General features: G+C 69.7%; 9 protein-coding genes and 1 riboswitch. Of the genes, 2 read left to right on the top strand and 7 right to left on the bottom strand.

Translation table 11 applies throughout. From position 1 onward, the window contains the following. Window positions 1–15: 15 nt before the first annotated feature. The 3 genes from MANAM107_RS00475 to MANAM107_RS00485 all read right to left on the bottom strand — a co-directional run bounded on the left by MANAM107_RS00475 (window position 16) and on the right by MANAM107_RS00485 (window position 3853). Window positions 16–204, bottom strand: coding sequence for a hypothetical protein (locus MANAM107_RS00475; RefSeq protein WP_208478835.1), 189 nt, complete (start codon window positions 202–204; stop codon window positions 16–18). Window positions 205–361: 157 nt separating this feature from the next. Beyond that, window positions 362–2755, bottom strand: coding sequence for a 5-methyltetrahydropteroyltriglutamate--homocysteine S-methyltransferase (gene metE, locus MANAM107_RS00480; protein WP_223909737.1), 2394 nt, complete (start codon window positions 2753–2755; stop codon window positions 362–364). A gap of 9 nt (window positions 2756–2764) precedes the next feature. Continuing rightward, the gene (locus MANAM107_RS00485; RefSeq protein ID WP_223909739.1) at window positions 2765–3853 is read right to left on the bottom strand and encodes a methylenetetrahydrofolate reductase; all 1089 of its coding nucleotides are present in this window, start codon (window positions 3851–3853) and stop codon (window positions 2765–2767) included. A gap of 7 nt (window positions 3854–3860) precedes the next feature. Then, a riboswitch (SAM riboswitch) is annotated at window positions 3861–3945 on the bottom strand. A gap of 328 nt (window positions 3946–4273) precedes the next feature. On the opposite strand from MANAM107_RS00485, the gene MANAM107_RS00490 reads away from it, so the two are divergent. Further along, a complete protein-coding gene (locus MANAM107_RS00490; protein WP_223909743.1) occupies window positions 4274–5230 on the top strand; it encodes a hypothetical protein in 957 nt (318 codons plus the stop codon). Window positions 5231–5679: 449 nt separating this feature from the next. Here the strand turns inward: MANAM107_RS00490 and MANAM107_RS00495 are convergent, their stop codons facing one another. Next, window positions 5680–6045: a hypothetical protein gene (locus tag MANAM107_RS00495; RefSeq protein WP_223909746.1), complete on the bottom strand. Its 366-nt coding sequence runs from the start codon at window positions 6043–6045 to the stop codon at window positions 5680–5682. A gap of 17 nt (window positions 6046–6062) precedes the next feature. Beyond that, window positions 6063–8879: a right-handed parallel beta-helix repeat-containing protein gene (locus MANAM107_RS00500; RefSeq protein ID WP_223909749.1), complete on the bottom strand. Its 2817-nt coding sequence runs from the start codon at window positions 8877–8879 to the stop codon at window positions 6063–6065. A gap of 199 nt (window positions 8880–9078) precedes the next feature. On the opposite strand from MANAM107_RS00500, the gene MANAM107_RS00505 reads away from it, so the two are divergent. After that, window positions 9079–9327, top strand: a complete 249-nt coding sequence (locus MANAM107_RS00505; RefSeq protein ID WP_179899772.1) for an RNA-binding S4 domain-containing protein — start codon at window positions 9079–9081, stop codon at window positions 9325–9327. A 179-nt stretch (window positions 9328–9506) separates the two neighbouring features. Here MANAM107_RS00505 and MANAM107_RS00510 read toward each other — a convergent pair whose 3' ends face one another. Further along, window positions 9507–11315: a BCCT family transporter gene (locus MANAM107_RS00510; protein WP_223909752.1), complete on the bottom strand. Its 1809-nt coding sequence runs from the start codon at window positions 11313–11315 to the stop codon at window positions 9507–9509. Window positions 11316–11681: 366 nt separating this feature from the next. After that, window positions 11682–15281 (bottom strand): DNA polymerase III subunit alpha, encoded by a 3600-nt coding sequence (gene dnaE, locus MANAM107_RS00515; protein WP_223909755.1) that lies wholly within the window; start codon window positions 15279–15281, stop codon window positions 11682–11684. Window positions 15282–15501: the final 220 nt, after the last annotated feature.

Raw genomic sequence — 15501 nt, forward strand, 5'->3', positions numbered from 1 at the left:
AACTGCGCCGCCTGCTCAGTGAGCGCTGACATGGCCGTACTGGAGGTAGTCCAGATCGGCGAGCTCCTCCAGCAGGCGCTCCTCTCGCGCCAGGAGCGCCCCCTCGGCCTGGCGCTCCTTGAACTCCTCGGACTCCACCGTCTGGAGGATGCGGGCGCGGCGCTCCTCGATATCCTTGACTGTCAGAGTGGTGACGTTCACCATGCGGGCCTCCTTCACCTTCGATGCTCGCCGTGCTGCGAGCCGCAGTCTACCCGCCGGGGGCGCCGTGAGAACGGCGCTGCGGCCACCTGACCGGGATCGATGAGGTGGCCGCAGCGCGCAGCCGGGCCGAGAACCGGCGCTCAGGGATCCAGAGGGCTCACAGACCCTCGCGCACCGCGCGGGCGGCGCCCACGAGGTTGACCAGGCTCTCCTCGGTCTCGGTGTAGGCCCGGGTCTTCAGGCCGCAGTCGGGGTTGACCCACACTGTGGGCGCCCCCAGGGCGTCCACGGCGCGCTGGAGCAGCTCGGTGCACTCGGCCAGGCTGGGCACGCGCGGGGAGTGGATGTCCCACACCCCCGGGCCCAGCTGGCGCTCGAAGCCGTGGGCGGCCACCGCCGGAAGGATGTCCATGCGCGAGCGCGAGGCCTCGATGGAGGTCACATCCGCATCCAGGTGGTCCACAGCGTCGATGACGACGTCGAACTCGGAGTAGCACAGGTGGGTGTGGACCTGGGTGGCGGGGGCGGCCCCGCCGGTGGCCAGGCGGAAGGAGCCCACCGACCACTCCAGGTACTCGGGGCGATCGGCGGCGCGCAGGGGCAGGGTCTCTCGGATGGCGGGCTCATCGACCTGGATGACGCCGATGCCGGCGGCCTCCAGGTCGGCCACCTCCTCGCGCAGGGCCAGGCCGAGCTGGTCGGCGACCTGGGCGCGCGGCAGGTCGTCGCGCACGAAGGACCAGGCCATGATCGTCACCGGTCCGGTGAGCATGCCCTTGAGGGGCTTGTCGGTCAGGGACTGGGCGTAGGCCGACCAGGCCACGGTCATGGGCTCGGGGCGCGCCACGTCCCCCCACAGGATGGAGGGCCGCGTGCAGCGCGAGCCGTAGGACTGCACCCAGCCGTGCTCGGTGGTGACGAAGCCGTCGAGCAGCTCGGCGAAGTACTGGACCATGTCATTGCGCTCGGCCTCGCCGTGGACCAGCACGTCCAGGCCGATGCGCTCCTGGAGGGCCACGACCTCGGCGATCTCGGCGCGCATGGCGGCGTCGTAGGCGGCGTCGTCGATCTCCCCCCTGCGCCAGGCGGCCCGGGCCTTGCGGATCTCGGCGGTCTGGGGGAAGGAGCCGATGGTGGTGGTGGGCAGCTCGGGCAGCCCCAGGCGCTCGGCCTGGGCCCGGTGGCGCTCGGCGTAGGGGGCGCGGGTGCGGTCGGCGGGGGTCACGGCCTCCACGGCGGCGCGCACCTGCTCCCGGTTGACCCCGGGGTGGGCGGCGCGCTGAGCGCGCAGCTCGGCGTCCTGGGCCAGCTCGGCGCTGATGGCCTGGCGGCCCTGGGCCAGGCCCCGGGCCAGGGTGAGGACCTCCCCCACCTTCTGGTCGGCGAAGGCCAGCCACGAGCGGATCTGGGGGTCGATGGAGGTCTCGCGCTCGACGTCGTGGGGCACGTGCTGCAGGGAGGTGGAGGTGGCCACGGTGATGGGCGTGCCCTCGGGCAGCGACTCGCGCAGCTCCTCCAGGACGGTCAGTGCCCGATCCAGGTCGGTGCGCCAGATGTTGCGGCCCGAGACCACTCCGGCCACCACGGACTTGCCCGCCAGGGCGGCCAGGTCCTCGGCCGCGGGCACCGGCCCGGCCACCAGGTCGAGGGCCACCGCCTCGATGGGGGTGGCGCCCAGGACGGGCAGGGCCTCGTCCAGCGCGCCATAGGTGCCGGCCACCAGGATCTGGGGGCGCTCGACGACGGCGCCCAGCCAGGTGTAGGCCTCGCGCACCGCCGCCAGGATGCGGCTGGGCTCCACGCCCCAGGAGTCGGCCACCAGGGCCGGCTCGTCGAACTGCACCCAGGGGGCGCCCGAGGCCTGCAGGTCCATGAGCAGGTGGCCGTAGGCGTGGAGGACATCGCCCAGGCGGTCCAGGGGGTGGAAGCCCTCGGCCGCCTCCTGGGAGGGCTTGGACAGCAGCAGGTAGCTGACGGGGCCCACGACGACGGGGCGCAGGACCTGGGCGTCCTGGGCGGCAGCCTCGGCGACCTGATCCGCGATCGTCGAGTCCACATAGTCGATGGGCGTCTCGGCGTCGATCTCGGGCACCAGGTAGTGGTAGTTGGAGTCGAGCCACTTGGTCATCTCCAGGGCGGGGCGGCTGCCCTGGCCGCGGGCCAGGGTGAAGTAGCCCTCCAGGCCCAGGGACCCGTCCTCGCCCAGCAGGTCGCGGAAGCGGGCGGGGGCCGCGCCCAGGGTGGCGGTGACCTGGAGGACCTGGTCGTAGAGGGTGAAGTCGGCGGGGATGGCGCAGGGCTGGGTCAGTCCCAGCTCGGCCAGGCGGGCGCGGGTGGCGGCGCGGACCCCGGCCGCGGCCTGGCCCAACTGCCCGGCATCGATCGCCCCCTTCCAGTAGGACTCCAGGGCGCGCTTGAGCTCACGGTCCCGCCCGATGCGCGGGTAGCCCAGGATCGTGGCGCTGGGCAGGGGCGCTGGGGCGGCGGATGAGGTCATCTCGGCAGCCATCCCAGGCGCGGCCGGGGTCGACGAGGATGGGGTGGTGCTCATGTGATCTCCTTAGTGGTGGTGGTGACCGGACGGGCTGGTGCCGCCGGTGGGAGGCCGGCGGTGGCCGCCCCTGAGAAAAGACGGGCCCCTGCCGGGGGTGGCCTGGAGGTAGCCGCGCTCGATGGCCTCCCGCACGCGCGGGTCGGGGGCCGAGCCGGACAGGATCCCGCCCAGCCGCAGATGGCTGATGATGTCCAGGGCGGGGCGCGTGCGGTTGAAGGTGTAGAGGTGCAGGCCCGGGGCGCCGGCCTCGAGCAGGTCGGTGGCCAGGCCCAGGGTGGCGTCCAGCCCCCGACCCACCAGCTCCGCGCCGCGGGCCGAGGACAGTGCGGCGCGCAGGCCGGAGGGGACGGGCACGCCGGTGAGGGACTCCAGGCGGGTCAGGCGCCCCAGGTCGGTCAGGGGGATGAGGCCGGGCAGGACCGGCATGGTCACGCCCGCGTAGGAGGCCGCCCGGCACAGGGCCGCGTAGTCCTCGGCGTCGTAGAAGACCTGGGTGATGGCCAGGTCCGCCCCGGCGGCCTGCTTGGCGGCCAGGACCTCGATGGCCTGGGCGTGGTCGGTGGTCACCGGGTAGGCGGCCACGGCCACGGTGACATGGCGCCGGCCGTCGCCGAAGTACTCGGCCTCGACCTCCCGGATGACGCGCACGAGGTCATCGGCGTGGGGCAGCTCGCCGGCCACCTGGTCGGGGGCGGTGCCCGCGGGCGGGTCCCCGCGCAGGGCCAGGAAGCGGCGCACCCCCATGCCCAGGAAATGGGTGACGATCTCGACGACGTCGCTGCGGCGGTAGCCGATGCAGGTCAGGTGGGCCATGAGCGGCACCGTGCTGGTGCCCAGGACGTGCTCGACCACCTGCTCGGCGGGGTTGGGCTCGTTGACCACGCGCACCCCCACCGCGCCCTGGCCGGCAGCGTCGGTGACAAAGGTGGGCCGGTAGGTCACCGAGACGAAATCGGGGGCGGTGGCCAGGAGGCTGTCGATGCGGCTCCAGGTGGCCGGGGCGGCCCGCCCGGGCCGGGGAGGGAAGAGCTCCAGGCTGACCGTGGGGCGCGCAGGAGCACGGCCTGCACTGTGGGGGTCTGCGGAGTGTGTCACGTGATCGTCTCCATCGATCCTGGCTGAAGCACCCGTCCTCCGGGTTGCTGCGGCGTCAGGGAGCCAGGTCTCTCGGCCGCTCTGGATGGTTCACCCAGCCTAAGGGCAGGGATGCCTGTCCATCCCAGGCGTCCCACATAGCGGACCCCTCCCCCACTGCCCATGGTGATCGGCTCCGGGCCCGGACCGCCCTCCAGGATCCGCAGGATCGCGCTGATCGGCCCCGGGACCGCCGCCTGAGATGTGCAGCGGGGAGACGACCCGTCGTCAGTGTCGCACCCCTCGTTTATCGTGGTGGCCGAATGCTACCTGAAGCGCCTCACGCACTACGCCCAGAGCGCCGTGCCGATGACATGAACCGCCCCTGCGAACACACGGAGATCCCACATGCCTCATCTCCCACCCCCATCGGCCGCACCAGTGACCAGTGCCGTTGTCACCAGCGCTCAACGACGACGCCGTCGCGCCGTTCCCTGGATCGCTTGCCTGCTCGCGACACTCATCTGCGCCGCGGCGGCTTACTGGAGGGTGGTCACCTTCGACGTGACCGCAACGGATACCCCATCGCGGGTCAACAGCATGGTCCTGAGCCTCATTGCCCTGACACTGCTGACTCTTATCCTTCTCATCATCACCCTTGGTCTGCTCATAAGCCATCTCGCGGAGATCTACGGCAACCATCGACGGAGCAAGGGCCGCTACACGGCTGCCGAGCGGCAAGTGATCGCGCGCCATGAGGAGCTACAGAGATCCTTGGACCACGGACGTACGATGGCTCGCGATCTCCTGACCGGGCGGCCCTCCAGTGCCATCTCCCCCTGGGATGTGCTCCTGGAGGACGGCGAAACCGCCTTTGTCGACTGCCCCGCAGGCTATGCCCGCTACTACGGGACCACTGTGTCCTACACGCAGACCAGCGGGGCCTTCGTGGGGCATCCCGCCTTCGTCATCGCCGGACTGGGGGTCACAGCCATCTCCAACAGCTCCGCTCGCCGCAGGGCCAATCGGATGGCGGCCGACCAGTGGAGAGAGCACCAGCAGGTCCGCTGCCTTGTGACCGATCAGCGCATCCTTGTGCAGCGCGCCGACTCCCAATGGCTGAGCTTCTACTACTCCGCCATGGTCTCCATGCACCCCTTTCCCGCCGCCGGCCTTTTCTTCGCCGAGTATGAGACCACCTCACCACTGCGCCTGGAGGGCGGGGCGGCGGTCCTCGCCGCGGTGGCCGCAGTGTGGAGCAGGTTCGGTGCGGCAGGCCTGCGAGATCACCCAAGTTTGCAGTGCATGCGACTGCACCCGCCGCAGCAGCTCTCCCCAGCCGACGAAAAGATGGGCGATCGTCAACCGACGTCTCCCTCTGATGCCGAGGCGCCCTAGCTGTTCCTCCCTGGGAGGTTGTCTGGGAGGTTGTGAAGGCGGTGGGCTGGTACTGAGCCTGCGATGACGGTGCGGGGCCGGTGGGGTCGGGGGTGCCAGTGGACCACCGGACAGGGGCCTTGGAGCACGGATCCTCCCTTCGGGACGCACATCGGTCGTGATAGGAGGGTCAGATCCGCGTCCTGAAGGGCAGAACTGCGGCCTGTGGGGCGAATCCGCGACCGGATGAGTGACGACGGCGGTGCGAGGCCCTCACTCCTCACCCGCCCTATTGACAACCTCTCAGGGAGGCGCCTCTGGCACGACACCGAGGTAGAGCCTCCCGAGTCGAAGACTGCAGGTCAGCAGCCGTACCGCCTTCCCAGGACTCCGGCCCCTGCGCTCCGGTGCGCTGGAGGGAGGCATCCACGCCGGCAGCCGCCAGTCACCGCATCAACGATTCCTCGAACTCACTCCCCGGACCCCCAGTGCTCCCAGCAGGCGCGGCGCTCGGGGGCGGCCCAGGAGGTGTCGGCGGTGCCCACCTCCCAAGTGCCCGCACGCACCACCAGGGCCGCCAGGCTCGGCTCGCCGCGGGCGGCGCAGTCGTGAGCGATCATGTGCAGCAGCGGGCCCATGTGACGGGGCAGGACTGCCCCGTCGATGGCCTCACTCAGCTCCCCATAGGTGATGACCTCGCCGTGGGTCGCCACATCGATGAGGATGGGCCGGCATTGCAGCAGGATGCGCGCTACCCGGTCGGACAGGCGGATCCTCCGCTGACCGACCGGGTAGCGCGCACCCACGGTGATCGCCGGCTGGTCCTCAGCCGGCACTGCCGCTCACCTACGGCTCACCTGCCGTGCCCCAGGCGGCGCCTGCCGAGCAGGACCCCGGCCCCGACGGCGAGCGCGGCCGCCGAGACGATGATGAGCACGGGCGCCATCGCTCCGGTGTTGGGCAGGGTTGCCGAGCCCCCTGCGGCCTCCTGGGCCTGGGCGGGAGCCGGGACCCCCAGCGGGGAAACGTCATCCGCACCCCCGGGCACGGAGTCCGAGGCCATGGTCACCCCAGCGCTGCTGGCGTGGGCGGCCGCCTCGGCGGCGTCCGTGGCCGCCTGGCCGCCCGCGGCGGAGCCGGTCTCGCCCTGGGCCTCGGCGGCACCGTTCGGGGCGGCGTCAGCGGGGGCCTGGTCAGCCGGGGCAGTGCCGTCGGCCGGGGCCTGAGCCGCGGGGGGCTGACCGGCCGGGGCTCCACCGTCAGCCGGGGCGGCACCCTGCTCCGCCGGAGCCTGGTCGGCCGAGCCCTGGGCAGCGGGGGCAGCGCCGTCGGCGGGGGCCTGACCGGCAGCGCCCTGGTCGGCGGCACCCTGGTCCGCCGGGGCCTGCTCGGCGACGCCCTGGTCCGCCGAGGCCTGGGCGGCAGGATCCGAGCCCTGCGCGGGGGCCTCAGCCGCAGGAGCCTGGTCCGCCGGGGCCTGGGCTGCGGAGGCCTCGGCCGCCGAGGACTGGCCCTCAGGAGCCGCGGAGGCGGCCCCGGCGGCGGACTTGGCCTGGCCGGCCGAGTCCTGGGTGGCGGGCGCGTCGGCCGCGGGCGCCTCGGAGGGCTGGGCCCCCGCGTTGGCGGCGGGCTGCTGACCGGCCTGCGGGTCGGCGGGCGCCGGCGCGGGGCTGCCCGCCCCGGCCTGGGCGTTGGCACTGTCCCAGGCGACGTTGACCAGCGCGCCGCGGTCCACCGCGACCCCCGCGTTGACGCCGAGCTCACTGGCGACGTCGGCGGGCAGGGCCTGACCGGTGCCCGAGGCGGGGCTGCCGGCCTTGAGGTGGAAGTCCGAGGTCTTGAAGGCCGTGGGGTCGGCCGACTCGCTGACGAAGAACGGGTTCTGGGCGCGCGAGCCGCGCAGGTCCAGGCCGTTGGCCTCCTTGCCCGAGGCGGTCACGTGCGAGTCCGCGGTGAACTCGGAGAGCTCGGGGGCGTTGATGCTCTGGGTGCCCAGGTCCTTGCCCCAGTTCCACAGCACGGTGGTCGAGGGATTCCCGTTGTTCTGAGCCCGGTAGTACACGTTGTGGTCGATGGAGGAGATCATGTCGTTGGCGTAGACAGCGCCCGAGCCGTCGTCGTTGGCCCCTCCGGTGACCTGGAGCATGGCGGAGAAGCGCCAGGGGTCGCCCTCCTTGGCCTGGGTCTGCTCCGAGGAGAAGATGTTGTTGCTGATCACCGTACCGGTGGTGTCCCAGGACAGGCCGTGCTCGGCGCTCCAGGGCTGGAGCTGGGCGCAACTGCCGTCGGCGCGGCGCGCATTGCAGCCGTCGGAGCGGCTGTCCTCCTGGATCATGACGCTGGTCAGGGCGTGGGAGATGGTGTTGTTCCAGATCCTGGTGTTGTCCGAGCCGGAGACGTGGATACCCACGCCCGCGCCCTCAACGATATTGGAGGCGATGAGGTTGTTGGAGGACACCTCGTTGAACATCGCCACCGGGGTGTTGACGAAGTAGTTGCCGACGATCTCGGAGTTGATGACGCCCTCGTCGAACCACACGCCGGCGCCGCGCTGATCCGCATAGACCGCGGGCTCGGAGATGTCGTAGCCGGCCTCCGAGTAGTCCACGGTATTGAAGGCGAAGCGCACGCCGTCAGCATGGGTGACCTTGGTATCGGCCAGTGTGCAGTAGGCCCCGCAGCCGGTGGTGATGTGATCGGCGGTGTTGTTGGAGGTCCACAGGTTGCGCTCCACGGTCACGTTCGTGGAGTTGTTGATCCCGAACCCGTTGGAGCCATTGTCCTCGAAGAGGTTCCCCGTGACGACCGCGCTCGTGGCATCAATGACCTGAACCGCCGTGGCGGAGGAGGAGTAGCGGAAGGTGGAGCCCTCGATGCGCAGATTGCTGCCGGAGGCGACGACCATGCCACCACCCGTGAGAGTGCCGATCTCAGGGTCCGCGTAGTCCCAGCGCTGGACCGCGGAGTACTTCTCCACCACGACCCCCGAGAGGGTCACGTTGTCCGCCGTGGAGGACAGGGCCCGGTGGTGCTGGACGACCTCGACCTCGTGCTGGGCGGGGTCGACGCCGATGACGTAGGAGGCGCCGGTGTGGGGCTTGACGTTGTAGCCGGCGCGGTTGTTGCCCGCCTCCTTGAGGGTCACCGGGTCGGGATCATCGACGTAGAAGGTCGAGGCGCTCACCTCCGCGCGGCTGCCCACCTGGGTCAGCGGCTTGCCGTCGACGAAGACCTGCTCGGGGTGGGCGGCCATGCCCTCGACCTCCGGGTCGGCATTGGTGGTGCACACCGTGCAGAAGCGAACCATGTCGTGGCCCGTGGACCAGGTCCCGTTTCCAGCGTTGTTCCAGGTACTTGGAACCTTAGCCCCAGAGATGACCGGGGTGGCTCCCTGGGCGGCACGGATCGTCACCCCCTTGTCCACAGTCAGCTCGCCTTCGCGATAGGTCCCATCCGCCAACTCAATGGTGTCGCCAGTGGATGCAGCACTGATAGCAGTGGAAATCGTCTGGTAGGGCTTGGCAGCAGACCCGTCACCAGCATCCGAGCCACCTGAGGCCGCCACATGGATCACCCTCCCCTCAGGAGCCGCTGATGCCTGCGGTGCCACCAGGAAGGGCACCGAGAGGCCTAGGACAAGAACCGCCATCTGGGCGACGAATCGACGCATTGTGGTCTCCTCATGTCGTCGGACGCAGTTACCCTATCGTGATGAAATAGCCATGGGCACTCCACCCCTTCGCCCACAGCGAAGACATAGCCTTTGCTTTGGTGGCGTTCAGCAAATGACCACCGGGCAGGATGAGTCGGGATCTGCATCCCTTCGCGGGATATCCGCCCCTGACCGACTCTCTGGAAGGATCGCCCCCATGACAGACCCCACCCCCACCACCATCCCCGTTCGCGGACAGATCAAACTCGGACAGTTCCTCAAGCTCGCCGGCCTCGTGGAGGACGGGGGCGAGGCCCGTATCGCCATCCAGTCCGGTGATGTGCGGGTCAACGGCCAGGTGGAGACCCGTCGGGGCCACCATCTGGACAACGGCGATGCGGTGAGCATCGAGCTTCCCGGCGCCGTGGTCACCGCCGTGGTCGCCATGATCGACGACGGGGCCTGAGCCGGGTGCCGCAGAGCGGGCAGCAGCAGAGCAGACGAGCAGGCGGGCGGTCAAGCACCCCGGGCCATGACCGCCCCGGGGGCGCCGAGGCGCGCCGGCACACCGCGACTGAGGCATTGAGAACGCCGGTGCGGGCAGCCTCCAGGGCCGCCCGCACCGGCGTCGGGGCGCGCAGGCGCTCAATCGCCTTCGCGGGGACCGGAGTCCGGGGCCGCTTCCGCCCCCTCATCCGCGACGTCGCCGTGCCCCGTCGGCTCAGCGCCGTCGTGCCCGATCTCTGCCGGACTGGCGATGGGGCTGGCATGCAGGCCGATGCCCTCGGCGTCCCCATGGACCTCGGTGGCCGTGGTCACGGAGTCCACGAGGACCTGGCTGGCCAGCTGGTGGCGCAGCAGCAGGGGGTCATTGCTGAGGTCCTTGTAGATGGAGACGCACAGCAGCAGCATGACGATGACGAAGGGCAGTGCCGAGACGATGGTGATGTTGCGCAGCCCGGTGAGCACCTCGGCGGGATCATCGCCCCCGGCCAGGAGCATCGCCGCTGAGACGGCGCCGGTGGCCACGCCCCAGAACACCACCGTGAAGCGGGAGGGCTCCTCCGCCCCGTTCTCCGAGAGCCCGCCCATGACGATGGAGGCCGAGTCGGCGCCGGTGACGAAGAAGATCGCCACGAGCACCACGGCCAGGGCCATGAGGATGATGAGGACCACGTGGGGCACGGGGAGGGCGTCAAGCATCTGGAAGAGGATCTTGTCGAAGTCCAGGTCCGGGCCCTCAGGGGTCTGGTGAACCAGCATCCCGGCGGTGTCCTGGGCGCGCTCGGCGCGCTCCTGCAGGCCGATGGCCCCACCGCCGAAGATGGCGAACCAGATGAGCGAGACCACCGAGGGGATGAACATGACCCCGGTGACGAACTGGCGCACCGTGCGGCCCCGCGAGATGCGGGCGATGAACATGCCCACGAAGGGGGTCCACGAGATCCACCAGGCCCAGTAGAAGACGGTCCAGGAGGCCAGCCAGGCGGCCATGTCCTCATCACCGACGGCGGAGGTGCGCGAGGCCATCTCCGGCAGCTCGAAGATGAAGTCGCCCACGGCCGAGGGGATGATGTTGAGGATGAACAGGGTGGGGCCGCCCAGGAAGACGATGATGGCCAGCAGCACAGCCAGCACCATGTTGATATTGGACAGCCACTGGATGCCGCGCTCGATCCCCGAGATGGCCGAGGCCACGAAGCAGGCCGTCAGGACGGCGATGATGCCCACCAGGAGCCCCGAGCCGACCCTGTCCACCAGGTTGGCGGCCGCCAGCCCGCCCCCGATCTGCAGGGCGCCCAGGCCCAGGGAGCAGGCCGAGCCGAACAGCGTGGCCACGATGGCCAGGACGTTGATGATTCGGCCACCGATGCCATCGATGGCGGCCCGCCCGAACAGGGAGGTGAACATCGCGGAGAACAGCTGGGAGCGGCCCAGGCGGTAGGTGGAGTAGGCCATGGCGAGCCCCACCAGGGCGTACATCGCCCAGGGGTAGATCGTCCAGTGGAACAGGGCCGTGCCCATCGCGGTGGCCGCGGCCTCGGCGGTCTGCGCGTCGACCGTCCCGGGCGGGGGCGACATGTAGAACCACAGAGGCTCGCCCACTCCGTAGAAGATGAGCCCGATGCCCATCCCGGTGGCGAACATCATGGAGATCCACGAGCTGGTCCGGTACTCGGGCTCCTCGGCATCCCCGCCCAGGGGGATCTGCCCGAACCGCGACATGGCGATGAAGACGACGAAGATGACGAACAGGCTGGCCGAGACGACGAACAGCCAGCCGAAGTTGCGGATCGTTCCCTCCAGGGCCGCTGACGAGACCCTGCTCAGGCTGTGGGTTCCCAGGAAGCCCCAGGCGACGAATCCGATGGTCAGGATACTGGAGACGCCGAAGACCACCTTGTCCATGCCCTCACGGGGCTGGGGCGATTGGCGGGTCAGGGAGCTGCGCAACCGGTCGATCATGTGCCGCTGGCGCCGATGGGCCGAGACCGGGGAGGTCTCGAAGGCGGCCGTTGCGGTCTCCGAGCCCGCGGCCTGCGCGGGCGAGGTCTGTGATGCAGTCGTTTCGGGTCTTGAAGCAGATGTCTTGGGTGGTTCGGTACTCATTTCGGAGTATTCCTCATCGACTTGGCAGCACTGTGCTGCCCAAGGGCACCGGGCACGATACCAAGTCGTGATGGAGCACTCCTGGGGGCCGGGGAGTCCTCCCCGCCGTCAAGCCCCGAAATCGTGATACCCACCACTTTCGAGGCGCCGATCAGGTGCGCCTCACTCAGGCCTCTCCCCCGGCGGCCGCGGCGGCCGCCGGCGGGCCGCTCACCGGCGCAGGCAGCCCGGCCCCAGGAGCGTCTTGATATCGGAGTAGAAGGCCGCCGATGCCTGGACTCGCAGTGAAGACCCCAACTGGGTGCGCACCTCCCTGCCCGGGCTGGTCAGCGTCAGGCGCACCGGGGAGGTCCCCGGGTGGCGCTGGAGCACATCCTTGAATCGCTCCACCAACGGTCCGGTGCACCGGTTCGTGGGAAGTGTGATCGATACCGCTTCGTTCGTGGCGCTGGAGACGTCGGGGATCGTCATCTCCTGGGCGTAGACGGCCGTCTGCCCGTCACGGCGGCTCAGGCGCCCGCGCACGGTGACCACGGTATCGGGGGCCAGCATGGTCGAGACCGTCTGGTAGGTCTGCGGGAAGAAGAGGACCTCCACGCTTCCAGCCAGGTCCTCGACCTGGGCGATGGCCCACAGGTTGCCCTGCTTGGTGGTCTTGCGGGTCAGGGAGGTGATGAGGCCGGCGATGGTGACCATGGCGCCGTCGGGCAGCTTGTCATCCTCGTGCAGCTCGGAGATCTCCCGATCGGCCAGCTTGCCCAGCAGGCCCTCCAGTCCCATGAGCGGGTGGTCGGAGATATAGAGGCCGAGCATGTCGCGCTCGTAGGCCAGCTTGTCCTTCTTGTCCCATTCGGGCAGGGAGGGCACCTCGGAGGAGAAGACCGGGCCGGAGGCGAAGGGGCCGGCGCCGTCCGCGCCATCGTCGAGCAGCGAGCCGAACAGGTCGAACTGGCCGGCGGCCTCGTTGCGCTTGACGCCGATGACCTCATCCACGAAGTCCTCGTGGCAGGCCTGCAGGGCGCGCCGGGAGTAGCCCAGGGAGTCGAAGGCCCCGGCCTTGATGAGGGAGTCGATGGTGCGCTTGTTGCACACCACCGCGGGCACCTTGTCCAGGAAGTCCTCGAAGCTGGTGAACTCCCCCTTCTCCTCACGGGCGGCGATGATGGCCTCCACGACGTTGACGCCCACGTTGCGCACCGCCGCCATGCCGAAGCGGATGTCCTCGCCCACGGCGGAGAAGCGCACCGCCGAGGTGTTGACATCCGGGGGCAGCACCGTGATGCCCATGCGACGGCACTCGCCCAGGTAGATGGCCATCTTGTCCTTGTTGTCCCCCATGGAGGTCAGGACCGCGGCCATGTACTCCGTGGGGTAGTGGCACTTGAGGAAGGCCGTCCAGTAGGAGACCACGCCGTAGGCCGCGGAGTGGGCCTTGTTGAAGGCGTAGGCCGAGAAGGGCACCACCACGTCCCACAGGGCCTTGATGGACTCCTCGGAGAAGCCGTTGTCCCGCATCCCCTTGCGGAAGCCCACGTACTCCTTGGCCAGGATCTCGGGCTTCTTCTTGCCCATGGCCTTGCGCAGCTTGTCCGCGCTGCCCATGGAGAAGCCGGCGAGCTCCTGGGCGATCTTCATCACCTGCTCCTGGTAGACGATGAGGCCGTGGGTGGTGCCCAGGATGGGCTCCAGTGCCTCCTGGAGCTCGGGGTGGATGGGGACGATCTCCTGCTGGCCGTTCTTGCGCAGGGCGTAGTTGGTGTGGGAGTCCGCCCCCATGGGCCCGGGGCGGTAGAGGGCCGAGACGGCGGAGATGTCCTCGAAGTTGTCCGGCTTCATCAGGCGCAGCAGGGTGCGCATGCCGCCGCCGTCGAGCTGGAAGACGCCCAGGGTCTCCCCGCGCGAGAGCATCTGGTAGGTGGCGGCGTCGTCGAGCTCGATGTGGTCGATGTCCAGGGCGGGCTTGCCGTTGGCCACGATGTTGTCCAGCGCATCGGAGATGACCGTGAGGTTGCGCAGCCCCAGGAAGTCCATCTTGAGCAGGCCCAGGTGCTCGCAGGTGGGGTAGTCGAACTGGGTGATGACCGCCCCGTCCTGGAGGCGCTGCATCATGGGGATGATGTCGATGAGCGGGTCGGAGGACATGATGACCGCGCAGGCGTGCACGCCCCACTGGCGGGTCATGCCCTCCAGGCCCTTGGCCAGGTCCACGATGCGCTGGGCGTCGGCGTCCTCGGAGTGGAGCTTGCGGAACTCCTCGGCCTCCCCGTAGCGCTTGTCCTCGGGGTTGAACATCCCCTTGATGGTGATGTCCTTGCCCATGATGGTGGGGGGCATGGCCTTGGTCAGGCGGTCGCCCACCGCGTAGGGGTAGCCCAGGACCCGGCTGGAGTCCTTCAGGGACTGCTTGGCCTTGATGACGCCGTAGGTCACCACCTGGCTGGTGCGGTCGGCCCCGTACTTGTCGCGGACGTAGCCGATGACCTCGTCGCGCCGGCGCTCATCGAAGTCGACGTCGATATCGGGCATGGAGATGCGCTCGGGGTTGAGGAAGCGCTCGAAGATGAGCCCGTGGTTGAGGGGGTTGAGCTCGGTGATGCCCATGGCGTAGGCCACCATGGATCCGGGGCCCGACCCACGGCCCGGCCCCACGCGGATGCCCTGGGCCTTGGCCCAGTTGATGTAGTCGGCCACCACCAGGAAATAGCCGGGGAAGCCCATCTGGACGATGACGCTGATCTCGTACTCGGCCTGCTTGCGGCAGTCCTCGGGGATGGAGCCGTGGAAGCGGCGCTCCATGCCGCGCCAGCACTCCTTGACGAACCAGGACTCCATGGTCTCGCCCTCGGGCACGGGGAAGACGGGCATGAAGGAGGCGCCCTCGTCGACGGTCTTGAACTGCACCTCGCACTGCTCGGCCACCAGGAGGGTGTTGTCGCAGGCCCCGGGCATCTCGGAGAAGAGCTGGCGCATCTCACGGCCCGGGCGCAGGTAGTAGGTGTTGCCGTCGAACTTGAAGCGGTCGGGGTCGGAGAGCACCGAGCCGGAGTTGATGCACAGCATGGCGTCCTGGACCTCATGGTCCTCAGGGCGCACGTAGTGTGAGTCGTTGGTGGCAAGCAGGGGGGCGCCGATGGTCTCGGCCAGGCGCAGCAGGTCCTTGGTCACGCGCCGCTCGATCTCCAGGCCGTGGTCCATGAGCTCGACGTAGAAGAAATCGCGCCCGAAGATGTCCTGGAGCTCCCCGGCGCAGCGCAGCGCCTCGTCCCACTGGCCCAGGCGCAGGCGCGTCTGGACCTCCGAGGAGGGGCAGCCGGTGGTGCCGATGAGGCCGGAGGCGTAGCGCCCCAGCAGCTCGCGGTCCATGCGCGGGGCCTTGCCCCACTGGCCCTCCAGGGAGGCCAGGGAGTCCATGCGCATGAGGTTGTGCAGGCCCTCGTCGTTGCGCGAGAGCAGGGTCATGTGGGTGTAGGAGCCGCGGGCCGAGACATCGTCGCTGCGCTGGGACTCATCGCCCCAGAACACGCGGGTCTTGTCCAGGCGGGAGGTCCCGGGGGTCATGTAGGCCTCGACCCCGATGATCGGCTTGATGCCGGCGGCCTTGGCGGCGGAGTAGAACTCGTAGGCGCCGAACATGTAGCCGTGGTCGGTGATGGCCAGGGCCGGCTGGCCCAGGCGCTTGGCCTCGGCCACGTAGTCCTTGATCTTGCCCGCCCCATCGAGCATGGAGTAGTCGGTGTGGACGTGGAGGTGGACGAAGTCGTCCCTGGCCGCCTGCTCCTGCCCTGCCTCATCGCTGCTCGTGTGCCCCATGAGGGCATCCTAGGGCTCCGGTCGGCCGGGCCTGCCAGGGCGGGGCGCGGCGCGGGGGTGCGGCCCGTCACGCGGGCGGCGGGCGCCTGCCCGCCATGACGCCGATCGCCGTGGGATCCGGGGCCGCCCTGCATCCGTACCACCACTGTGAGCCGCCGGTTCACCTCGTGGCGTAAGGCCCCGGGGGCGTCCGTGGCGCCGCCGCCCCGACGAGGGAAGG

It is taken from the genome of Actinomyces capricornis (assembly GCF_019974135.1).
GTDB classification, from domain to species: domain Bacteria; phylum Actinomycetota; class Actinomycetes; order Actinomycetales; family Actinomycetaceae; genus Actinomyces; species Actinomyces capricornis.

Coding starts and splice junctions, on each gene's coding strand:
- dnaE (WP_223909755.1), bottom strand. CDS start 15,281: ATGGGGCACACGAGCAGCGATGAGGCAGGGCAGGAGCAGGCGGCCAGG.
- MANAM107_RS00500 (WP_223909749.1), bottom strand. CDS start 8,879: ATGCGTCGATTCGTCGCCCAGATGGCGGTTCTTGTCCTAGGCCTCTCG.
- metE (WP_223909737.1), bottom strand. CDS start 2,755: ATGAGCACCACCCCATCCTCGTCGACCCCGGCCGCGCCTGGGATGGCT.
- MANAM107_RS00505 (WP_179899772.1), top strand. CDS start 9,079: ATGACAGACCCCACCCCCACCACCATCCCCGTTCGCGGACAGATCAAA.
- MANAM107_RS00475 (WP_208478835.1), bottom strand. CDS start 204: ATGGTGAACGTCACCACTCTGACAGTCAAGGATATCGAGGAGCGCCGC.